This is a genomic window from Bradyrhizobium sp. Pha-3 (genome assembly GCF_042258615.1).
Lineage (GTDB): Bacteria > Pseudomonadota > Alphaproteobacteria > Rhizobiales > Xanthobacteraceae > Bradyrhizobium.
The window spans coordinates 9,166,912-9,188,329 of record NZ_CP170152.1; the positions used below are offsets into that span (position 1 = coordinate 9,166,912).

22 protein-coding genes and 1 tRNA gene are annotated in these 21,418 nt (G+C 64.0%); 13 read left to right on the forward strand and 10 right to left on the reverse strand.

The window, feature by feature from the left end; translation table 11 throughout:
* The first annotated feature begins 123 nt into the window (after positions 1–123).
* Positions 124–1,716 (forward strand): bifunctional phosphoribosylaminoimidazolecarboxamide formyltransferase/IMP cyclohydrolase, encoded by a 1,593-nt coding sequence (purH, locus tag ACE10Z_RS42770; RefSeq protein WP_375786041.1) that lies wholly within the window; start codon positions 124–126, stop codon positions 1,714–1,716.
* Positions 1,717–1,770: 54 nt separating this feature from the next.
* On the opposite strand, the gene ACE10Z_RS42775 is transcribed toward purH, so the two are convergent.
* The 4 genes from ACE10Z_RS42775 to ACE10Z_RS42790 all read right to left on the reverse strand — a co-directional run bounded on the left by ACE10Z_RS42775 (position 1,771) and on the right by ACE10Z_RS42790 (position 4,067).
* Complete coding sequence (locus ACE10Z_RS42775) at positions 1,771–2,139, reverse strand: hypothetical protein (RefSeq protein WP_375786042.1); 369 nt, start codon at positions 2,137–2,139, stop codon at positions 1,771–1,773.
* 169 nt (positions 2,140–2,308) lie between these two features.
* Entirely contained in the window at positions 2,309–3,223 is a 915-nt protein-coding gene (locus ACE10Z_RS42780; RefSeq protein WP_375786043.1) for an alpha/beta hydrolase family protein, read from the reverse strand.
* 63 nt (positions 3,224–3,286) lie between these two features.
* Positions 3,287–3,484: a Trm112 family protein gene (locus ACE10Z_RS42785; RefSeq protein WP_018269337.1), complete on the reverse strand. Its 198-nt coding sequence runs from the start codon at positions 3,482–3,484 to the stop codon at positions 3,287–3,289.
* 46 nt (positions 3,485–3,530) lie between these two features.
* Positions 3,531–4,067 (reverse strand): TetR/AcrR family transcriptional regulator, encoded by a 537-nt coding sequence (locus ACE10Z_RS42790; RefSeq protein ID WP_375786044.1) that lies wholly within the window; start codon positions 4,065–4,067, stop codon positions 3,531–3,533.
* A 93-nt stretch (positions 4,068–4,160) separates the two neighbouring features.
* On the opposite strand from ACE10Z_RS42790, the gene ACE10Z_RS42795 reads away from it, so the two are divergent.
* The 8 genes from ACE10Z_RS42795 to ACE10Z_RS42830 all read left to right on the forward strand — a co-directional run bounded on the left by ACE10Z_RS42795 (position 4,161) and on the right by ACE10Z_RS42830 (position 12,141).
* Positions 4,161–4,511 carry a hypothetical protein gene (locus tag ACE10Z_RS42795; RefSeq protein WP_097676238.1) on the forward strand — a complete coding sequence of 117 codons (351 nt, stop codon included), beginning with the start codon at positions 4,161–4,163 and terminating at the stop codon, positions 4,509–4,511.
* Between the two features lie 294 nt (positions 4,512–4,805).
* A complete protein-coding gene (locus ACE10Z_RS42800; RefSeq protein WP_375786045.1) occupies positions 4,806–7,340 on the forward strand; it encodes an EAL domain-containing protein in 2,535 nt (844 codons plus the stop codon).
* Between the two features lie 222 nt (positions 7,341–7,562).
* Complete coding sequence (locus ACE10Z_RS42805) at positions 7,563–7,847, forward strand: PepSY domain-containing protein (protein ID WP_375786046.1); 285 nt, start codon at positions 7,563–7,565, stop codon at positions 7,845–7,847.
* Between the two features lie 10 nt (positions 7,848–7,857).
* A complete protein-coding gene (locus tag ACE10Z_RS42810; protein ID WP_375786047.1) occupies positions 7,858–8,415 on the forward strand; it encodes a cytochrome b/b6 domain-containing protein in 558 nt (185 codons plus the stop codon).
* A 242-nt stretch (positions 8,416–8,657) separates the two neighbouring features.
* The gene (locus ACE10Z_RS42815; protein ID WP_375786048.1) at positions 8,658–10,304 is read left to right on the forward strand and encodes a hypothetical protein; all 1,647 of its coding nucleotides are present in this window, start codon (positions 8,658–8,660) and stop codon (positions 10,302–10,304) included.
* Positions 10,305–10,369: 65 nt separating this feature from the next.
* Complete coding sequence (locus ACE10Z_RS42820; RefSeq protein ID WP_375786049.1) at positions 10,370–10,840, forward strand: FMN-binding protein; 471 nt, start codon at positions 10,370–10,372, stop codon at positions 10,838–10,840.
* A 46-nt stretch (positions 10,841–10,886) separates the two neighbouring features.
* The gene (locus ACE10Z_RS42825) at positions 10,887–11,732 is read left to right on the forward strand and encodes an FAD:protein FMN transferase (protein ID WP_375786050.1); all 846 of its coding nucleotides are present in this window, start codon (positions 10,887–10,889) and stop codon (positions 11,730–11,732) included.
* Positions 11,722–12,141: a hypothetical protein gene (locus ACE10Z_RS42830; RefSeq protein ID WP_375786051.1), complete on the forward strand. Its 420-nt coding sequence runs from the start codon at positions 11,722–11,724 to the stop codon at positions 12,139–12,141. Before ACE10Z_RS42825 ends, ACE10Z_RS42830 begins: the two co-directional genes overlap by 11 nt.
* Before the next feature lie 6 nt (positions 12,142–12,147).
* Here ACE10Z_RS42830 and ACE10Z_RS42835 read toward each other — a convergent pair whose 3' ends face one another.
* Positions 12,148–12,822, reverse strand: a complete 675-nt coding sequence (locus ACE10Z_RS42835; RefSeq protein WP_298370977.1) for an LON peptidase substrate-binding domain-containing protein — start codon at positions 12,820–12,822, stop codon at positions 12,148–12,150.
* A 30-nt stretch (positions 12,823–12,852) separates the two neighbouring features.
* Positions 12,853–13,773, reverse strand: a complete 921-nt coding sequence (gene trxA, locus ACE10Z_RS42840) for a thioredoxin (protein ID WP_375786052.1) — start codon at positions 13,771–13,773, stop codon at positions 12,853–12,855.
* A gap of 239 nt (positions 13,774–14,012) precedes the next feature.
* Between trxA and ACE10Z_RS42845 the strand changes: the two genes are divergently transcribed.
* On the forward strand, positions 14,013–14,468 hold the full coding sequence (locus tag ACE10Z_RS42845) for an SRPBCC family protein (RefSeq protein ID WP_375786053.1): 456 nt from the start codon (positions 14,013–14,015) through the stop codon (positions 14,466–14,468).
* Between the two features lie 159 nt (positions 14,469–14,627).
* Positions 14,628–14,702, forward strand: a tRNA-Gly gene (locus ACE10Z_RS42850).
* A 67-nt stretch (positions 14,703–14,769) separates the two neighbouring features.
* Here the strand turns inward: ACE10Z_RS42850 and ACE10Z_RS42855 are convergent.
* Complete coding sequence (locus ACE10Z_RS42855; protein ID WP_375786054.1) at positions 14,770–15,813, reverse strand: NAD-dependent epimerase/dehydratase family protein; 1,044 nt, start codon at positions 15,811–15,813, stop codon at positions 14,770–14,772.
* 139 nt (positions 15,814–15,952) lie between these two features.
* Between ACE10Z_RS42855 and ACE10Z_RS42860 the strand changes: the two genes are divergently transcribed.
* Both ACE10Z_RS42860 and ACE10Z_RS42865 read left to right on the forward strand, forming a co-directional pair.
* Positions 15,953–17,230: a PQQ-dependent sugar dehydrogenase gene (locus ACE10Z_RS42860; protein WP_375786055.1), complete on the forward strand. Its 1,278-nt coding sequence runs from the start codon at positions 15,953–15,955 to the stop codon at positions 17,228–17,230.
* Between the two features lie 245 nt (positions 17,231–17,475).
* Complete coding sequence (locus ACE10Z_RS42865; RefSeq protein ID WP_375786056.1) at positions 17,476–18,054, forward strand: c-type cytochrome; 579 nt, start codon at positions 17,476–17,478, stop codon at positions 18,052–18,054.
* 198 nt (positions 18,055–18,252) lie between these two features.
* Here the strand turns inward: ACE10Z_RS42865 and panE are convergent, their stop codons facing one another.
* From panE to ACE10Z_RS42880, 3 genes are all read right to left on the reverse strand, one after another.
* Positions 18,253–19,170, reverse strand: coding sequence for a 2-dehydropantoate 2-reductase (gene panE / locus ACE10Z_RS42870; protein ID WP_375786057.1), 918 nt, complete (start codon positions 19,168–19,170; stop codon positions 18,253–18,255).
* Positions 19,171–19,287: 117 nt separating this feature from the next.
* Entirely contained in the window at positions 19,288–19,938 is a 651-nt protein-coding gene (locus ACE10Z_RS42875; RefSeq protein WP_375786058.1) for a 2-hydroxychromene-2-carboxylate isomerase, read from the reverse strand.
* Positions 19,939–20,004: 66 nt separating this feature from the next.
* The gene (locus ACE10Z_RS42880) at positions 20,005–21,360 is read right to left on the reverse strand and encodes an MATE family efflux transporter (RefSeq protein ID WP_375786059.1); all 1,356 of its coding nucleotides are present in this window, start codon (positions 21,358–21,360) and stop codon (positions 20,005–20,007) included.
* Positions 21,361–21,418: the final 58 nt, after the last annotated feature.

Sequence of the window (21,418 nt, forward strand, 5' to 3'; positions counted from 1 at the left end):
GAGACGCGCTACGCGCTCCTCAGGATGACGGGGATAGATTCCCGGGAATCGGCCTCGGAGACCGGTTTCGTACCGCACAAAACCATGCTACCCGGCTGCCTTAACAGCCAGGGATTTTCCGATATGACTGAACAGCTTCGCCGCGTGACCCGCGCTCTGTTGTCCGTTTCCGACAAGACCGGACTGATCGATTTCGCCAAGGCGCTTTCCGACCATGGCGTCGAGCTGGTCTCGACCGGGGGCACCGCCAAGGCGATCGCGGCGGCCGGGCTGAAGGTCAAGGACGTCTCCGAGCTCACCGGTTTCCCTGAAATGATGGACGGCCGGGTCAAGACGCTGCATCCGAAGGTGCATGGCGGCCTGCTCGCGATCCGCGACAACAAGGAACACGCCGCGGCGATGGCCTCGCACGGCATCGCGCCGATCGACCTCCTGGTCGTCAATCTCTATCCGTTCGAGGCCACCGTCGACAAAGGCGCCGGCTTCGAGGAGTGCATCGAGAATATCGACATCGGCGGCCCCGCGATGATCCGCGCCGCAGCGAAGAACCATGACGACGTCGCCGTGGTGGTCGAGGCGAATGACTATTCTGCTGTGCTCGACGAACTCGCCGCACACAAGGGCGCGACCTCGCTCGGCCTGCGCCGGCGGCTCGCCGCCAAGGCCTATGCGCGCACCGCGGCCTATGACGCCGCGATCTCGAACTGGTTTGCCGTGCAACTCGACACCAAGGCGCCTGACTTCCGCGCTTTCGGCGGCAGACTGATCCAGTCGCTGCGCTATGGCGAGAACCCGCACCAGACCGCGGCGTTCTACGCCACGCCGGAGAAGCGGCCGGGCGTTGCGACCGCACGCCAGCTGCAGGGCAAGGAACTGTCCTACAACAACATCAACGACACCGATGCGGCCTATGAATGCGTCGGCGAGTTCGACCCGCAGCGCACCGCGGCCTGCGTGATCGTCAAGCACGCCAACCCCTGCGGCGTCGCCGAGGGTCCGGATCTCGCCACCGCCTACGCCCGCGCGCTGGCCTGCGACTCGACCTCGGCCTATGGCGGCATCATCGCGGTCAACCGCACGCTCGATGCGGACGCCGCGCGCGCCATCATCGGCATCTTCACCGAAGTGATCATCGCGCCCGATGCGACCGAGGAGGCGATCTCGATCATCGCAGGCCGGCGCAATCTGCGCCTGCTGCTCGCAGGCGGCCTGCCGAACGCGCGCGCAGTCGGGCTCACCGCCAAGACCGTCGCCGGCGGCCTGCTGGTGCAGAGCCGCGACAATGCGGTGGTCGAGGACATGAACCTGAAGGTCGCGACCAAGCGCGCGCCGACCGACGCCGAACTGCGCGATCTCAAATTCGCCTTCCGCGTCGCCAAGCACGTCAAGTCGAACACCATCATCTACGCCAAGGATCTTGCCACCGTCGGCATCGGCGCCGGCCAGATGAGCCGCGTGGACTCCGCGCGCATCGCCGCGCGCAAGGCGCTCGATGCGGCGGCCGAGCTGAAGCTCGCCGAGCCCCTGACCAAGGGTTCGGTGGTCGCCTCCGACGCGTTCTTCCCGTTCGCCGACGGCATGCTCGCCTGCATCGAGGCCGGCGCGACTGCGGTGATCCAGCCCGGCGGCTCGATGCGCGACGACGAGGTGATCAAGGCCGCCGACGAACACGGCATCGCCATGGTGTTCACCGGCGTGCGGCATTTTAGGCATTGATTGGACCCGTAGCCCGGATGGGGCGCAGCGAAATCCGGGGCCCGTACGACTACCTCAATCCTTCTGATCAGGAGGAATAGCTATTCGCACCGGCAAACGCTTGACGAACTTCGTCCAAGTCGAATCGAGAGCCCGCAGGATGTCAGGACTGCTGGCATACTTCTCCCGAAGCTCTTTCTCATCGTCGGCGATGTCCCCGCACTTGAGGGATTCCAAAATGCCCATGATCTCGTCGAGTTGCGCTCTCCGTTTACTTTCAAATGCCTTCTGCGACCAGTCGACACAACTGGAGCGACGGCTGATCAATCTCATGACATCAGACGGAAGATCAGCCTTGTTTTGATCGTCAGCCCTCGCTGTGGGGATGACCGGAATCGTAAGCGCGACGCTCACAAGAAATATGAACTTCGTGGAGGTGATCATTGGCTCCGCCAGTGCCGTCTATTCTAAGGCCGTTGACTGCCCAGCATCAAGATTTGTGGGAGTAGCATGTAGCCCGGATGGAGCGTAGCGAAATCCGGGAAGGTCTCCACGGGTGGATCGGCCCCGGATTGCGCTGCGCTTCATCCGGGCTACGATTGAGGCGGCCACATCAGTTCTGCGAAATGAAGCCAGCCACTGCGTCGATCAGGTCGGGGTCAAGCGGCCGCTCCGGCTCATTGTAACTTGCCATGTCGTCCGCCGCGTCGGTGACGTCGACCAGCAGGTGATTCATGTCCGGCAGCCACAATGATTTGGCCGCGACGTCGGCGGTGGTGAGCGCGAGGTAGTCGAGCCGCGCCAGCTGATGGTCGCGGCCGCCCGCGACGATCAGCGTTGGCCCGGTGATCTTCTTCATCGGATCGATCGGATCCTCGGTAAAGGCGGATGTGATGGCGGGCTGCATCGCAGGCGCGATCGCAAGCCCCGCCGGCGGCGGGTTGACGATCTGCCCGGCCATGATGTCGTCGATGGCCTTTCCGATCGGCGCGAATTTGTCGGGCGGCAGCTGCTTTTCGAGCTGCGCCTTCAACAGGTCGCCCTGCTTGCGCGCTGCCGTTGCCAGCAGCACCAGCCGGTCGATCGGCACGCGCTGTGCCGCGAGGATCGCGACCAGGCCGCCCTCGCTGTGTCCGACCACCGCAACATGAGCGAACCTGCCGCTGCCGCGCAGATACTCGATCAGTGCCGCCGCGTCGCCGACATAGTCCTTGAAGCGAAAGTCCTCCGGACGACCGAACTCCTTCTTCCATTCGCCGGCGCCGCGTTTGTCGTAGCGCAGCGTCGCGATGCCGCGTGCGACCAGCTGCTCGGACAGCTTCTTCAACGTCGCCGGCTTGAGCTGCGGCCCGTTGCCGTCATGGTCGGTCGAGCCGGAGCCGGCGATCAGCAGCGCCACCGGCGGCTTTGCGATGTCGGGCGGCACGGTCAGCACCGCGTCAATGGCGCCGATGCGCAGCCTGCTCTCGTCGGCTGCCGCGCTCGCCACGGAGACGAGCAGCAGCAGCCATGTGACGATGGCGCGCATGTGGACCTCTTATTGCAGCATGATCTTTTCGGAAAACCGCTTCACACTTTTCCGGATCATGCTCTAGTCGATCTTGCGCGCCTCTTCCGGCAGCATGATCGGGATGCCGTCGCGGATCGGATAGGCAAGCTTTGCGGAGCGCGAGATCAGCTCCTGCCGCGCGGCGTCGAATTCCAGCGGTCCCTTGGTGATCGGGCACACCAGGATTTCGAGCAGTTTTGGGTCGGCGGTGCTTTCGAGATGATCTGTCGTGGAATTCATGGATGGCTCCAGCTGGCCGTCATGTAGCACATTTGAATAAGCGCTGTCAGCGCTTGGTCATCCGCAACAGCTCGTCGATTGCGGCCTGCTGACGCGGTTTCGGCAGCGTTTGCTCGGACAGCGCGTAGCCGATGAACGCCCAATAGAAGATCTGGGCCCGGCCGCGCGCCGCGCCGTCAGGGAATCCGGCGTGCCGGAGCAGAGTTTCGATATAGCCGATGCGGCGCTGGTCGACTTCGAGCACGGCGGCGCGCGCCGCGGCATCGGCGGTCGCCCAGCTGCGCACCGCGCGCTCCAGTGCCAGCCGCGCCGAGAAGGCCCGGCGCAGCAGCAGCGCCAGCGCGTCGCCGCCTTCCGGAATGGTCTCGAGCTCGGCGATCACCTGCTCGGCGGCAACCTCGCGCCAATGGTTGAGGATCGCGGTGCGGTAGGCTCCGATGTCGGCGAAATGCCAGTAGAAGCTGCCGCGCGAGACCCCCATCGCCTTGGCCAGCGGCTCGGCCTTGAGCGCCGTGAAGCCGCGCTTCGCCAGCGTCTTCAGGCCCTGATCGAGCCAGTCCTTGACCGAGAGCTGTTCCGTCATGGTTCCCCGTCCGCGTCCCGACCATACACAAGTGTATTGACAGGCGCCAGCCGGCGGTATCCTATCCATACAGTACTGTACGGAGGTGTCGCGATGCGTGATCTTCTGCTGCAAGGCGCCGGACTCATCGCCATCCTGGTCAGCCTGATCCATGGCGTTCTCGGCGAGACCAAAATATTCGCGCGCGCCACCGTGGAACCGCCGCGGCTACGCCTCTTGCTTCGTCTGGTCTATCAGGCCGGCACGGTCGCCTGGATCGGCGGCGGCGTGCTGCTGGTCGCTGCGCCGGCGATGGCCTCCGATGCCGCGCGGCACTGGATCGTGGCAACGCTCGCCATCGTGTTCGGCAGCGCCGCGCTCGCCAATGCAGTCGCGACGCGTGGCCGGCATTTCGGCTGGATGGCGATGAGCGCCGTCGTGGCGCTTGCCGCGGCCGGTTACTAGCGCGCGATCGAGACGATGATCGCGCCAGCCGGAGCATCGTCTTCGCGCGCGGAATGACTGGCTGAGAACGAACAGCGCGAGGCGTCGCTGGTTGCAACCGGCGGAACCGTCCTTGTTCCGCTCGAGGGTTGAAGACGTGCGACCGCGGGACGTCGGCAATATTTATGGAGCCATCAATTTCCGTGTCGAATCGGCTTACGCGCGGATAACCATGCCACCGAAAGTTGTAGATAATTATCGAGAAGACAATTCAATCGGCCTAGCTTGTCTGCGCGGACAACCATGGGCCGACGCATGTTTCGCGTTCTTACGTGTCTTTCAGGTGAGCATGACTGGCGGCTCGTTCTGCTCGCCGGCCTGGTCTGCTTCGTTGCCAGCATTGTCGCCGTCAACATCTTCCATCGCGCGATCGCTTCACAGGCGAGGACACGGCTGATCTGGATCGCGATCGCAGGAGCCGCGATCGGCTACGGCATCTGGGCAACGCATTTCATCGCCATGCTCGCCTACGAGCCGGGCGTGCCGACCGGCTACGGTATCGTTCTCACGGCGCTGTCGCTCGCCGTCGCGATGATGCTGACATCCGGCGGCCTCGGCCTTGCCGCCGGCGACTCCAGCCCCTGGCGCGCGCCGGTCGGCGGCGCGGTGATCGGCATAGGGATCGCCAGCATGCATTATCTCGGAATGTGGGCGCTGGAAGTGCCGGGCCATGTGGTGTGGTCGCTCGACCTCGTGGTGGCCTCCATCGTGCTCGGCATGCTGTTCGGTTACGCCGCGCTGTCGGTTGCGGTCCGCTATCAGGATCGCTGGATGTCGCTCGTCGCGGCGCTGTTGCTGACGCTTGCGATCGTGTCGCATCATTTTACCGCGATGGGCGCGGTCGAGATCGTTCCGGACCCGCTGCTGGCGCCGGAGGCTCTATCTCTCTCTCCGGCATTCCTCGCCATCGCGATCGCGGGCGTGGCGCTCTCGGTGCTCGGGATGAGCCTGGTCGGCGTGCTCGCCGACCGGCGCCTCGCGCTTCGCACCCGCCGCTTCGAAGAGATCATCAGTCAGCTCTCGCTGGCGCGGCAGCAGGTCGAGGCCTCGCAGAACGAGCTGGAAGAACAGAGGCTCCGGCTGGATACGGCGATCAACCACATGGGCGAGGGCCTCTGCATGTTCGATGCGGAGAAGCGCCTCGTCGTGTGCAACGATCGCTACGCCAAGATGTACCGGCTGCCGCCCGAACTGCTGCTGCCCGGCACCGCCCATCGCGAGATCATCACGCATCGGATCGCCAACGGCATTCTCAAGGGCGAAACCAGCGACAGCGCCGCAACGCAAGTGCTCGCGACACTGAACGCGCTGCCCGCCGGCGAGATCAGCAGCCGGGTCGACGAGCTTGCCGACGGCCGGCTGATCTGCGTGACGCGGCAGCCGATGCCCGGCGGCGGCTGGGTGGCGACGCATCGCGACGTCACCGAACAGCGGCGCTCCGAGGCCAAGATCACCCATATGGCGCAACACGACGCACTGACCGATCTGCCGAACCGCGCGCTGCTCAAGGAGTGGATGGAGCAGGCGCTCTCCGGCGCGCGGTGCGGCGGACCGAGCCTTGCGGTGCTGATGCTCGATCTCGACCGCTTCAAGGACGTCAACGACACCCTCGGACATCCGGCGGGCGATGCGTTGCTGAAGTCGGTGGCCGCGCGGTTGCGCAGGTGCGTCAGCGATACCACGCTGATCGCACGGCTCGGCGGCGACGAGTTCGCGGTGATCGACCACGTCACCGATCCGGTCACGGATGCCGGTGTGCTCGCCGAGCGGATCAGGAAGGCGCTCAGCGAGCCGATCGATCTCGGCGATCATCGGGTGACCACCACGACCAGCATCGGGATCGCGATCGCACCACGCGACGGCACCGATTCCGACGAGGTCCTGCGCAGCGCCGATCTTGCGCTCTACTCGGCCAAGAGCTGTGGGCGGGGTTCGTTCCGCTTCTTCGAGCCGGAGCTCGATCGGCAGCTGCAGACCCGGCGCAGCCTCGAGCGCGACATGCGCAGCGCGCTCGCCAACGGCGAGTTCGAGCTGCACTATCAGCCTTTCATCCACGTCGCGAGCGGGCAGACCTGCGGCTTCGAGGCGCTGTTGCGATGGCATCATCCGCAACGCGGCATGGTGTCCCCGGCGCAGTTCATTCCGCTGGCGGAAGAGACCGGCCTGATCGTGCCGCTCGGCGAATGGGTGCTGCGCACCGCGTGTGCCGAAGCCGCCAAATGGCCCGACGACCTCAAGATCGCGATCAATCTGTCGCCGGTGCAGTTCAGGAGCCCGGAACTGGTCCCGGTGATCGTGCAGGCGCTGGCAAGCTCCGGCGTTTCGCCAGGACGGCTCGAGCTCGAAGTCACCGAAACGGCGATCATGCAGGACAGCGAAGCGGTGTTCGCGGCGCTCAGCCAGCTGCATGATCTCGGGGTGCGGATCGCGCTCGACGATTTCGGCACCGGCTACTCGTCGCTGAGCTTCCTGCAGAAGTTTCCGTTCGACAAGGTCAAGATCGACCGCAGCTTCGTGTCCGAGCTCTCGGGCGCATCGGACGAGTCGCGCCGGATCGCGCGCGCGGTCGTTCGCTTCGCCGTCAGCCTCGGCAAGACGACGACGGCCGAAGGTGTCGAGACCAGGGAGCAGCTCGACATCCTGCGCGCCGACGCCTGCGTGGAAGTGCAGGGCTTCCACTTCAGCCCCGCGGTCCAGCGCGAGAAGGTGGCACAGATGATCGGCGGGCGGATCTCGGCAGCAGCCGAACGCCCCGCAATTCGTCGCGCAATGGCGGGTGCCGCGTCCTGACCGAAAGGCCGCGCCAGTAGAATCGGATTCCCATGAGGCGTAAGGCCGCAGCAAGCGGTCAAAACCAATTTGCTCGTGGAGCGCAAAGCGGTTTTCGCGGCCGTTAGAATTTCTCTAAAGCGCGCCGCGTCGGCGCTTCCTTGACTTGGCAATCACCTCGGCATTGTTCACGCATGTGCTCAGCGCGATGGCGTTGTGGGCATGATCGTCAACGGAGGGGAGATGCGCGTGAGATTGATTATGGGCGCTGCGCTTGCAGTGTGCGTTCTGGGGTTTGCGGGATCGGCAGCGTTCGCCGACGGCTACAAGAATTGCACCAAGCTCGACAAGGCGTCGTGGAAGCCGGCAAGCGATGCCGAAGCCAAAGCCAAGGCCGCGGGCTACGAGGTGCGCCGCTCGAAGGTCGAGGGCTCCTGCTACGAAGTGTACGGCGTCAAGGAAGGCAAGCTCTACGAGCTGTTCTACAGCCCGGAGGATCTCAGCCTGAAGCACACGATCGCGAAGTGAAGCAGACGCGATGACGAAGGCGGCGCCCGGCGCCCGCAGCGCCACCACCGTGCAGGTCTGGGACCTGCCGCTGCGGCTCTGGCACTGGGCGCTCGCCATCCTCGTCCTGGTCGCCTGGGTGACGCCCAACGTCTATGACCGGCTGCACCGGCTGGCGGGCTATTCCGTGATCGGGCTATTGGCGTTCCGGCTGATCTGGGGCTTTGCCGGCACGCGCTATGCGCGTTTCGGCAAGCTCGGCATTCGTCTGCGCGCCGCGCCGCGCTATATCTGGAATCTCCGCCGCGGCATCACCGGCCGCTATATCGGGCTCAATCCCGCGGGCACCGTGATGCTGGTGGCGCTGCTGTTCACGCTCGCGGTCTCCGCGATCACGGGCGCAATGGAGGTCACCGTCACCTTCTTCGGCGTCTGGTGGGTCGAGGACACCCACGTCTATGCCTCGGATGCGGTCATCATCCTGGTCGCCCTGCACGTGCTCGGTGTCATCGTGGTGGGATTGCTGCAGCGTCAGAACCTGGTGCGCGCGATGTTCACCGGGCGGAAGCTTTTCCGCAGCCCTCGGTAAGCGCCTTCGAGCCGTCAGGCCGGGTCGCGTCTTTGGTTCGGAAGCCCATGCGCAAATCCGCCGTCGGTGCCGGAAAATTCCGACCTGCCATTGAAGCTTATTCTTATTCTAATTCTAAACTTGAGCGATTCTAACTGCGGAGCTGCCACCAGGATGGCGGAAACTCTCCGAAATAATTCTCGGTAGTGTTAGGTGCGCCCTTATGTCGCGGGCTTTTCGTTTCCGCGGAGCAAGGGGGGCACATGTCATCGCGTCGTTGCGTGGGGTTAGGGGCATCGAAATTCGAACTTGGCTTTAATTCCAGGCGCGCGGCGCTGCTCGCCGCGACCGCGCTGTCAGTCCTCACCAGCGGCGGCGCCTTCGCGGCAGACGATAGCGCGAACGAGGCATTGCTGAAAAAGCTCGACAAGATGGAGCGGCGCATCGAAGCCCTCGAAGCCGAGTTGAAGGAAAAGGAAAGTCATCCTCAGGCCGGCGTCGATGCCAGGTCCTCATCGCGGCCGGCCTCGACCCGCAGCGTCACCGCGACGGCGTCGCCCACCGATGCGAAGGAGGCGACGGACGCAAAGCAGGAAACGAAGGGAAGCAAGGGCACGCTCGCGGCCCAATCCACAGAGGCGCCCGCCAAGCCGATGCTGAATCTCCCGCCGCTGCCGGCGGTGGGTGACAAGCCCATTCTCGGGCTGGCGGACTCGCCCGTGGCCGGTCTCAGCATCGGCGCCTATGGCGAGATCAAGTTCGGTAGCATGCAAAACCCTGCCGCCAACGGCCAGTGGCAGAAGGGCTTCGATGCTGCACGATTCGTCTTGTTGCCGACCTATGCAATCACGCCGAACATCATCTTCAACGCCGAGATCGAGTTCGAGCACGCGGGGTCCGGTTTCGACAACGACGACAAGCTGCACGGCACCGCGGAGATCGAGCAGCTCTGGATCGACTTCAAGATCCTCGATCAGTTCAACTGGCGCGCGCCCGGCATCGATCTCGTGCCGATCGGCTATTTCAACCAGCATCACGAGCCGACGCAGTTCTACAGTGTGAATCGGCCCGAATTGTACAACGGCCTCATTCCATCGACCTGGAAGGTGCCGGCGAGCAGCGTCTACGGCACCATCAGCGAAGATCTGAAGTATCAGGTGATGGTCAGCACCAGCAACGAGGACTTCGGCGATACCTTCGACAATCGCACCGCGGCCAAGACCGTGCCGCTTCCCGGAACGCCCTATGCCGCGGGCATCGATGGCCTGAATGGGCTCGGGTTCTCCAGGCCCCCGCTCGGCGACTTCCAGCAGCTCAACAATGCCGTCGCCGTCTCCGGACGGCTCGACGTCACGCCGACATTCGTGCCCGGCTTCGCGGGAAGTGTAAGCGCCTACTTCTCGCCGAACACGACGCCACGGGGGGCGCACGATGATCTCGGCAATTTCCTCGGCCGCTCCAGTCTGGCGATGTTCGACGCCGAGTTCCGCTACCGCGTCCCTGAAACGGGACTCGAGCTTCGCGGCGAGTATGTCCGCGCGGATTTCGGTCATCCGGAGAATCTGCGCGCGAACAACGATTCGGATCCCACCAACAATGTCGGCAAGTCGATGTACGGTTATTCCGGCGAGATCGCCTATCACGTTCAGCTCGGTACCGTCCTGAACAGCGAGTGGGAGGCGGTACCGTTCTATCGCTACACCTACCAGAACCTGCAGACCGGTGGCTTTGCCGGCACGGACGCCAATATGCCGACCGGCGCAGGCCAACGCCAGTTCCATACCGCCGGCTTCGCGCTGTTCCCGTCGCCGAAGGTCGTGCTGAAGGCGACCTACCAGCACGTCATCGACAAGAGCATCACCGGCGCGATGTCGGATTCGTTCCTCGGTGGCGTCGGCTTTTTCTTCTGAGATCGACGTGGCGCGCGAGACACGTGCGCCGTGGCATGACGAAAACGATGGGAGCGAAGTGAAAGATGAGTTGGGTTCGATATACACTGCCTGCAGCGGCGATCGTGTCGGCGGCTTCGCCGGCCTATGCCGTTCAGTACCTGTCGATCGAGGAGGCGCAGAAGCAGGCGTTTCCGTCGGCGACGAATTTCACCGAAGTCCAGGCAGGCCGCGTCTGGAAGGCCGAAGCCGGAGGCAAGGTCGCGGGTTTCTTCATCTTCGACCGGGTGATCGGCAAGCACCTGTTCATCGACTATGCCGTGGCGCTGACGCCGGGCGGCGCAGTCCATAAGGTCGAGATCCTGCAATATCGGGAGTCCTATGGCGGCGAGATCCGGAGCCCGAGCTGGCTGGCGCAATTCGTCGGCAAGACCGGCGGCAGTGCGTTGAAGATCAACGGCGACATCCGGAATATCTCCGGCGCGACGCTGTCGTCGACGCATGTCACGGAGGGCGTGAAGAGGATCTTGGCCGCCTATGCCAATCGCCTTCGATAGTATTCGCCGCGCCCGGCCGCTGCTCGGCACCTTCGTCGAGATCGAGGTGGCGGCTGCCGCCGGATCCCAAACGGATGCCGCCATTGACGCCGCATTCGATGCGGTCGCGCGGGTTCATCAGCTGATGAGCTTTCACGAGCACGACAGCGACGTCAGCCGCCTCAACCGCGAAGCCGGCGTCCGGCCGACGCGCGTTGATGCCTGGACGTTCGAGGTCCTGGAGGCGGCGCTCGAGATGCATCGCCGCTCCAAGGGTGCCTTCGATGTCACCGTTGCGCCGGTGTTGCAAGCCATGGGCCTGCTGCCCGGACCGGACGGCGATCGCGTCATCGGGTCCGAACTGCGCCTCGACAATGCGATCGAGCTGCTGCCCGAACAAGCCGTGCGCCTTCGATCACCGGGCATCACGATCGATCTCGGAGGGATCGCCAAGGGCTTTGCCGTCGACCGCGCGGTCGAGGTGTTGCGCGGCTTCGATATTCCGGGCGGGGTGGTGAATGCCGGGGGCGATCTTCGGGTGTTCGGACAGGAACCGCACACGGTCCATCTACGCGATCCCCGCGACCCGCTCCGCCTGCTCGCTCGCATCGAGCTGACGGATCGGGCGCTGGCATCGACGGCGCTTCGTTTTGATTTGGTCGACGGAGCACCTTCCACCACTTCGGCAATCATCGATCCCGCCACCGGCAATCCGACAAACGTCGTCATAGGCGCCACGGTCCGCGCGCCCTCATGCATGATCGCCGATGCGCTGACGAAGGCTGTCATGATCTCGGCGACCGATGCCGGCGACCTGCTCGAGCATTACAGGGCAAGTGCCTTGCTGATCTCGGCCCACGGCAACGTTCAGATCACTTCCGACTGGTCTCAGGCGGTGCACCTTGCGGCTTAAACGTTCGTTTCGCTATTCGATGTACGCGACGTTCGCAGCGCTGTTACTGACGGGCGCCGGCTGGCTGGTGGCGGATTGGCAAAAGAACGTGGCCGGCGACGAGATCTGGCAGCAGGCCGCGGCCAATCTATTGATGGTTCATGGCGGTGTCGCCATGCTGGCACTGCTGACGCTGGGCGCCCTCATCCCCGTGCATCTGCTGCGCGCGTGGCGGAGCCGCAAGAATCGCATTTCGGGATCGATCATGGCGGCGTTCAACGCCGTCCTGATCGTGACCGCCTTCGGGCTCTATTACCTTGGATCCGAGGAGGTGCGGCCGTGGATGAGTTGGATCCACCTCACAGCGGGATTTGCCCTATCCTTGATGTTTCCGCTTCACATCTGGCTGGGCCGGCGAGAGTTGCGGTGAAGCGCCTCATTGCACCGGCGGGTCGCCCGAGGTGCGTTTCTTGGCGAGGTCCATCTCGGTGACCGCGATCAGGATCTCGGCGCGGGTCTTCAGGTCGGGCGCCTCGAGCATCGCCTGCTTCTCGGCCGGTCCATAGGGCGACATCATCGCCAGCGCATTGACCAGCGCCTCGTTCGGCGCGGACTCGATGCCCTCCCAGTCGACCTTCAGATTGTTGGCCTCCAGGAAATCCGCGAGTACCTCGAGCAGCGCCTTGCGATCGACGGCATCCTCGCCCTTGCGTGCGGTGAAGTCGCCGGTGAAGGAGAAGAAGTCGACCTTGCACTGCCGGTACGCCGTCTGCACGGCCAGCTCCTCGACCACCTTGAAGCGTGCGACGCCGGTCAGTTCGAGGATGTAGCGGCCGTCGCCGGATTCTGCGAGCTGGGTGATGCGGCCGACGCAGCCGATTCGGAACAGCGCCGGCTTCGCCTCCTTCTGCGAATGCGCCACATCCGGCTGGATCATGCCGATCAGGCGGTGACCGTCGCGCAGCGCGTCGTCGATCATCGCGAGATAACGCGGCTCGAAGATGTTGAGCGGCATCTGGCCGCGCGGCAACAGCAGCGCGCCAGGCAGCGGGAACACCGGGATCACCTCGGGGAGCTCGCCGGGCCCGCGATATTCGGCATTGATCGGCATCTGCGGTCCCGCTGCTGTGACGGGCGTGCGTTACGAGAACAGAATCGTCGACAACCGCCTGCGCCCTTCGACGGTTGCCTCATCGGTGCCGCCCCACGCTTCGAAGAACTGCACCAGCTGCTTGCGCGCGCCGTCGTCGTTCCACTTCCGGTCACGCTTGACGATCGCGAGCAGCTGCTCGGTCGCCTCCGTGCGCTTGTTCATGGCATTAAGCGCGGTCGCGAGATCGAACCTGGCTTGATGATCGAGCGGGTTTGCGGCGACTTTCTGTTCCAGCTCCGCGATCGGTCCGACCGACTGCGCCTGTTCGGCGAGATCGATCGCCGCCTGCACCGCTTTCACCGCGGCGTCATTGCGCTTGGACTCCGGCACCATCGCGAGCGTCTGCTTGGCCTGCTCGACCGCACCCGACGTGACGTAGCACTTGGCGAGGCCGGCCAGCGCCGCGATGTTGGTGGCGTCGTGCGCCAGCACCTCGGCATAGATCTGCGCGGCAGCCTCGACATCGCCCTCGGCCAGCACGGCGTCGGCCTCGGCCAGGATCTCCGCAAGATTGGGCTCGCCTGCGGCGGGCACACCCTTGGTGATCTTCTCGATGAAGGCGTTGATCTGGCTCTCCGGCACCGCGCCCATGAAGCCGTCGGCGGGCTGGCCGTTGACGAAGGCGATCACGGCCGGGATCGACTGGATGCCCATCTGGCCGGGGATCTGCGGATGCTCGTCGATGTTCATCTTGACCAGCTTGACCCGGCCCTTGGCGTTGCGGACCGCCTTTTCCAGCATCGGCGTGAGCTGGCGGCAGGGACCGCACCAGGGCGCCCAGAAGTCGATCATGACCGGCTGGCGGCGCGATTCCTCGATGACGTCCTTGACGAAGGTCTGGGTCGTCGTCTCCTTGATCAGATCGGGCGCTGCCTGGGGCGTGGGGCCGCCCTGCTCCATTATCGTCACGTTGTCCTCGCCTTGGTCTTCTGAGGTCGGAAAAATACGGGGGCGTTCTAGCACGCTCCGGACGGCGCGTTCAGCCGTTCTGTCAGCCTAGAGCATGATCCCGGAGCATGCCCAGTAAATGGCGGTCGGCCGGCAAAATTCAATCGTTCGCCGCCCGACCTGTTCCATCGGAGATCGGGTGGGTTTGAGGTCCGGAACGGCCGACGATGGCGCTCCTTCATGGCAACAGGGGATCGCCGATGGCAAAGGCCTATTACAGCACCGTGTTCGAGCAGCCGGCCGGCGAGGTCTGGAAAATCATCCGCGATTTCAACAATTACCCGGTCTGGGTCCACGGCGCGGGCAGCAGCGAGATCGAGGACGGCAAGTCCGGCGATACCGTCGGCGCCGTGCGCAACGTCCTGTACCGGGAACGGCGGATCCGGCAGCGGCTGCTCGCCCAATCCGACGTCGAGCGCTTCCAGACCTACGAATTTGCCGGTCCACCGACCCTGCCGATGACGGATTTCAGCGCGACCTTGCGGGTAACCCCGGTGGTCGACGGCGACCGGGCCTTTATCGAATGGTGGGCGGTGTTCGATTGCGACGCGGACCGCCGCGTCGAACTGGCGCAGACGCTGACCGGCTGGTTCGAGACCTGGCTCGAATCGCTCCGGGATGAGATGGCTCTGAGGCCGGTTCCGGCCGAAACATAAAAAGAAATCGTCGCGACGACTGGTTTTGGCCGATTCGGGGTCAATTTTTAAGGAAACCGTGCGATTTCGTGAAGTTCGGACCGCGCTCTTGTGTTGCATTCACAGACAGCATTTGGCATAGGTCTGCCGTTGCGGCGAGCGATCGCCGCCATTTCGGATGCGGGTGTAGCTCAGTGGTAGAGCACGACCTTGCCAAGGTCGGGGTCGAGGGTTCGAGCCCCTTCGCCCGCTCCAAAATATCTCGCTGACCGAGCTGACAGTCTGATGAAGGCCCGCCCATTGGTGCGGGCTTTTTTGCTTTTCAGGCAAGGGCTGCGATCTCTGCTTCGGGATCGAGATGCTTCGGCCGCCAGCCGAGCTCCTGCCGTGCCTTGCCGCCGCTCAGACGCTGATCGAGTGCATAGCCCCTGGCCCATTCACCGAGTTCGGTAGCAATCGCGTCCGCGGAGATGATCGTCGGCTCGCTTGGTCCACCCGATCGCCTTGCGAAGGCGCGCGCGATGCGTCCGACCGGACAGCCTTCGATGGCAGCGCCGATATAGCTTGATCCCGCCGGCGCGCGGTCAAGCGCAAGCGCATAAAGTGCGGCCAAGTCATTGCGGTGGACCAGTGGCCAGCGAACATCTCCGCCCGCGACGATTCGGATCGCTTCGCCATTGAACGTTTCACGCGCGAACCGGCGGAAGACGCCCCCGTCGGGTTCATAGACCATTGCGGGGTGAATCACGATGCCATGGATTTCGTGCGAGGCCAGGACGCGTTGCAGATGCGGCACCATCCACGCGAAGGCGGGTAACGGGCGAAACGCTGCTCTCTCGGTCGCGATGGTGTCATTTGTCGCACCGAACAGCCAGCAGCCACCGGTGTAGATGAAGCGGATTCTGCCCGGTCGTGCCGCAAGCGCAGGCAGTAGCGCGTTCAGCATGCGCAGTTCGACTGGGCCCATATCTGACGTGAAATCGCAGGCCGTGTGAATCACGGCATCGATGCCGGGAAGCCCTGCAACCCATGCTTGCGGTGAAGAGATGTCGCCAAGCATTGGCGTAGCGCCGCGTGCCTCAAGGCGGGTCGCCGCCGCCTCCGATCGCGCCAGCGCCACGATGCGATGGCCGTGAGCGATCAACGTGCGCACCACAGCCGAGCCAATCACACCGGTCCCTCCCGTGACGAATACGCGCAACCGTATGCTCCTATATCTGCCCGCGTGTCGCGGGGGGCGTGATGCGAGCGTTAGCTTCGTTCGAATATTACGCTGCGGTGCAGAATGCCTTGTTATCAGGCAGCCAGCGCGAGAAAATTTCGTCTCAAATTTCGTCTCAACTTGTTTTGACGCAGCGCACACCATTGCACGCGCTTTTCAGCGTCGATGGATGTTGCTACCATTTTGCCGTCTGACCTACCTCACAGACCGCCACCATCATCTCTCAGGGCGTTCAAAATCAATAACAGGCAAGCTGCAACAGCTTGCGTAGGGGAGTGACGCGATGAAATCGGCTTTCAATCGATCCATACTTGCGTTCGCGGCGATTGCGCTGCTGGCGGGGACCACCTTCGCCAACGCACAGCAACAAACCGACAAGAACCGGGCGCTGAAGAAGTACGAGTCCGGCACCAAGGAATTCTGGACCCATCCGCCGGATGACTGGTTCCTCGGCGACGAGACCGAAGCGCAGAAGGGCCTTGCCCCGCCGTCCGGTCCGCCGACCGGCGCGTCCGACGCCGAACTCGCCACCATGATGAAGAAGATCAAGCTGCCGCCGGGCTTCAAGATCGAGGTCTATGCCTCGAACGTACTCGCGGCGCGGCAGATGGCCTGGGGCGACAAGGGCACGCTGTTCGTCGGCTCGTTCGGGCTCGGCAACGTCTATGCGATCAAGGACAACAACGGCAAGAAGGAGGTCAAGACCATCCTGAAGGGCCTCAACATGCCGACCGGCCTCACGTTCCGCGATGGCGCGCTCTACGTCATCGCGGTCGACAAGCTGATCAAGTACGACAATGCCGAAGCCAATCTCGACAATCTCGGCAGCGGCAAGGTGGTGTATGACGACATGCCGTCGTATGCGGCGCATGGCTGGAAATACATCGCCGTCGACAAGGACGGCTGGTTCTACATTCCGTTCGGACCTCCCTTCAACATCGGCATCCCGCCGACCTCGGTGTCGCAGATCCGCCGCGTCGATCCCAAGACCGGCAATGCGGAAATCTATGCACTCGGCGTGCGCAACTCGGTCGGTGGCGACGTCGATCCGCGCACCGGCAAGTACTGGTTCACCGAAAACGCCCGCGACTGGATCAGCGACGATCTGCCGAGCGACAAGCTCAACATGATCTCGAAGATGGGCGAGCACTTCGGCTATCCCTATTGCCACCAGGGCAATTTGCCGGACACCAAGTTTGCGATGGGTCACAAGTGCTCGGAGTTCACCCCGCCGGTCTACAATCTCGGCGCACACGTCGCTCCGCTCGGCATGAAGTTCTATACCGGCAGCCAATTCCCGGCCGAGTACAAGAACAGCATCCTGATCGCCGAGCACGGTTCCTGGAACCGGCACAAGTACCAGGGCGGCCGCATCGTGAAGATCACCGCGAGCCCCGACGGCAAGAATGCCAAGCAGGAGATCTTCGCCTCCGGCTGGATCGAGGGTGACCAGGGCTATCTCGGACGTCCCGCCGACATCCTGCTCGACAAGGATGGCTCCATCCTCGTCGCCGACGACTGGGCCGGTGCGATCTATCGCATCAGCTACAGCAAGAAGTAACGGTTGAACCCATGCGGGGCTGCGGTGGCCAAGAGGCAACCGCAGCCCCTGTTGCGATCAACCGCGAAACCACCTCGTCATGCCCGGACTTGCCGCCTTCGCCAAGGCTACGGCGTGCCTGAGACCGGAGCCTCGTCGGAGCCTTGGCGAAGACGGGATCCGGGCATCCATCCCAACAAGAACCCTTTAGCAAACGCGATGGATTGCCGGGTCAAGCCCGGCAATGACAGCCGGAGAAACTGACCATGCGTCATGCGTCGTTTGGAATTCTGACAGCGGCCATGCTGCTGGCGTCGTCCGCCCAGGCCGCTGACGTTGCCGCCGGCAAGGCGAAGGCCGAAATCTGCGCCGGATGCCATGGCGACAACGGCATCTCGCAGACCGAGAACATTCCCTCGCTCGCCGGCCAGCTGGACCAGTTCATTCAATGGCAGCTGGTGTTCTTCCGCGCCGGTGCGCGCAAGAACGAGCAGATGCAGCCGATCGTCGAGCAGCTCAGCAACGACGACATCCGCAATCTCGGCGCCTATTTCGCGTCGCTGACACCGTTCAAGGGCAGCAAGGACGACAATCCGGAATTGTCCGAGAAGGGCAAGCAGGCCGCCGCCGGCCGCCGCTGCGCCTCATGCCACACCGACACCTTTGTCGGCACCAAGGCGGTCGCCCGCATCGCCGGCCAGCGCGAGGAATACCTCGTCAAGGCTCTGCACGACTACAAGTCGGGGGTGCGCTCCGGCGGGGCGCAGGCGGCGATGGCCGATGTCGCCTATCCCTTGAGCGACGAAGAGATCACCGCGCTCGCGCATTATCTGGCGCATCTGTGAGAGGGCGCTCGTCGTGCTTTCTTATCCTCCCCTGGAGGGGGAGGATCGGCGCGAATGAAATGAGCGACGAGGTGGGGTGACGGTCTCTCCGCTCGAACAGTGCCCGTGTTGAGAGATCACCCCACCCCGTCTCACATTCCGCTTCGCTTCATGTGAGCCGACCCTCCCCCTCCAGGGCCCTCCAGGGGAGGGTGGAAGTTATCCCCGCTGCTTCTCATACGCCTTGAGATGCGTGTAGGCCGTGCGCAGTTTCGGCACCGGGATCTTCGCGGCATCGGCGCGCACGATCAGGTCGCCGATCACGTGATCGGCCTCGACCGGAAGCCCCGCCTTGATGTCGCGGAACATCGATGCGGTCATCGGCGAGCCCTCGGTGGTCAGGAGCCCACGGGTGCGCTGGAAGAACGGGCCACCTGGTGCATGGCCGGCGTCGGCGGCGATCGCGCTGCATTCGTCGAGGATGCCGAGCAGGAAATCCTGGCCGCCGGGCGCGGCGAGGATGTTGCCGACCGATGTCCGCATCAGGCTGGTGGAGGCGGCGAGCGACGCCAGGAACACCCACTTCTCCCACATGTCCTGCATGATGTGGTCGCTGGCGGCCGCGCCGTTGATCACAGAGAAAGTGTCGGCGATCGCGCGCACCCGGTCCGACAGGCCGCCGGCGCGTTCGCCGAAACCGAGCGACTGCATCGGCTGCAGCTGCACCACCTCGCGCTTCTCGTTCAGCGTCGCCGCGATCGCGCAGAGCCCGCCGAGCACATGCCGGGCACCGAACTTCCTGTCCAGCGCATCGAGGTGCAGCATGCCGTTGAGCAGCGGGATGATCGCGGTCTTGTCGCCGACAGCAGGCGCAAAGGACTTGATCGCGTCTTCGAGATCGAACGCCTTGCAGCTCAAGAGCACGACGTCGAATTTGTCCGAGAGCTTGTCTGCCTGCACAGTCGGCGGATTGTTCAGCGTGACGTCGCCGTTCGGGCTCTTGATCACGAGCCCGGCGGAGGCGAGCTCGGAGGCGCGGCGGGGCCGGACGAGAAAAGTGACGTCGCGGCCGGCCTGAAGCATCCGGCCGCCGAAGTAACCGCCGATCGCACCGGCGCCGACAACGAGAACGCGCATGGGAATTTGTCCTTCTTTGTTGTTGCCCGGGAAGCGAGCGAAGAGCGAATGGGGAATGGCCAATAGATAGGGCTGCTGTTCAACTATTCGCTACCCGCTATTGGCCATTCGCTCATCTCACTTTCCCGACACCAGTTCCTCGACTTCGCGCAGCTGCTCCTTGCCGAAGAAGATCTCGTTGCCGACGAAGAAGGTCGGCGAGCCGAACGCGCCGCGCTCCACGGCGGCCTGTGTGTTCGCGATCAGCCTGGCCTTGACGTCGGCGTCCTGCGCGCGGGCGAACAGTTTGGCGGCGTCGAGGCCGGAGGCGGCGATGGCTTTGCCGGCCACCTCGGGATCGTCCATCTTCTTCGGCTCGACCCACATGTGGTGGAACGCCGCTTCGATGTATTTCTCGAACACGCCCTCGAGCTGGGCGGCGACCGCCGCGCGCATCAGGTTCAGCGTATTGACCGGGAAGAACGGGTTCCAGGTGTAAGGCTTGACGTTGAAGCGCTTGAGGAAGCGCTCGGTCTCGATCTTCATGAATTCCGGCTTGTTCTTGACGCCGGCCAGCGTCTCGGCCGGCGACTTGTTGTTGGTGGCCTTGAAAATGCCACCCAGCAGGATCGGGACGTATTCGAACTTGACGCCGGTGCGCTGCTCGATCGCCGGGATCGCCTCGTGGCTGAGGAAGGCATTGGGGCTGCCGAAATCGAACAGGAATTGCGGATTCTGGCTCACGGCGGTCTCTCCCCTCGGCTTGTCTCGTTTGGGCTTGTCTAGCATGGACCTGCTGCCGCAGGCGCCATCAGTAGAATATGATACTCATCATGTGAGCCACGGCGCGCGATGTCAAATCAGCCGCTTGATGGTCTGCTTGCGCCATACCAGGGCGTAATAGGCCATCTGCAGCAGGAACATGGTTGCGAAGGTGGCGGGATAAGCGATCCAGATGCCGCTGATGCCGATGGCCCGGCTGAGCAGGATCGCGACCGGGACCTCGACCAGCGCCATGGCCAGGATCGAGATGAACAGCGGCATCCACACCGTGCCGCCGGCACGCATCGCGCCCGAGAACACTGTCGCCATGCCGAACAGCACCATGCTCCACAGCACGATGTAGAGAAGCTGCTGCGCGAGCGCGAGCACCGCGCCGTCGACGATGAAGAACCCCATCAGCGGCCGGGCGAACAGATAGCCGAGCACGACCAGTCCGCCGGTCAGGGCGAGATTCATCTCGATCCCGGTCCGGACGATGGCGCCGACCCGGTTGGCGTCGCCGCGGCCGATCGCCTGCGCGCCGAAGATCGACACGGATATGGCGATCGAGATCGCCGGAAACTGCACATAGCCGATCACCTGGTTGACCGCGCCATAGGCGGCGGTGGCGTCCGAGCCGAACCCGTTGACGAGGCCGAGCAGCACGAGTTCGGCGAGCGAGACCACCACCATGCCGATCGCGGTCGGAATGCCGAGCCGCAGCACGATGCGCAGCAGCGCGCCGTTCGGCCGCATCGCGCGCAGGAACGCGGCGTCGAAGGCCAGCGGATGCTTGTGCCGCAGCATGTGGATATGCAGCCAGAGCAGCGTGACGACGCCGGAGACCGCGGAGGCGATTGCGGCACTGGCGACGCCCAGCATCGGCAGTCCAAGCCAGCCGCGGATCAATGCGGGCGTCACCACGAGGCCGACGACGGTCGAGACCGTCAGCGCCACCAGCGGCGTCACGGTGTCGCCGACGCCGCGCATCATCGCCGCGAGCAGCAGGAATGCGAAGGTCACCGGCATCGTGATCATCATGATCCGCGCATACGATACAGCGGCGTCGAGAACGTCTGATGGCGTGGCGAGCGCGATCAAGAGCGGGCGGGCGAACAGGCCGCCTGATATCGCGATCGCGAGCGCCAGCAGCAGCGTCACGGTCATGGTCGTGCCGGCAACGGCCTTGACGCGGTCGGGCTCGCCGGCACCCCAGGCCTGGCCGATCATGACCGAGGCGCCCGCGCTCAGGCCGATCACGAAGGAGATGAAGAAGAACATCACCGGGAAGAACACCGACGCAGCGGCAAGCGCGTCGACGCCGATCATCTGGCCGAGATAGATGCCATTGATGGTGCCGAACAGCGACTGCAGCACATTGCTCAGCAGCATCGGCGCCAGGAACGACAGGAAGGCTTTGCGTAGAGAAGGAGGCTTGGACACGTTCAACTTCCAAAAATTAAGACCGTCAGGACGGCGGCGGCGCGGGTCTTCGGCTCTGCTCTGA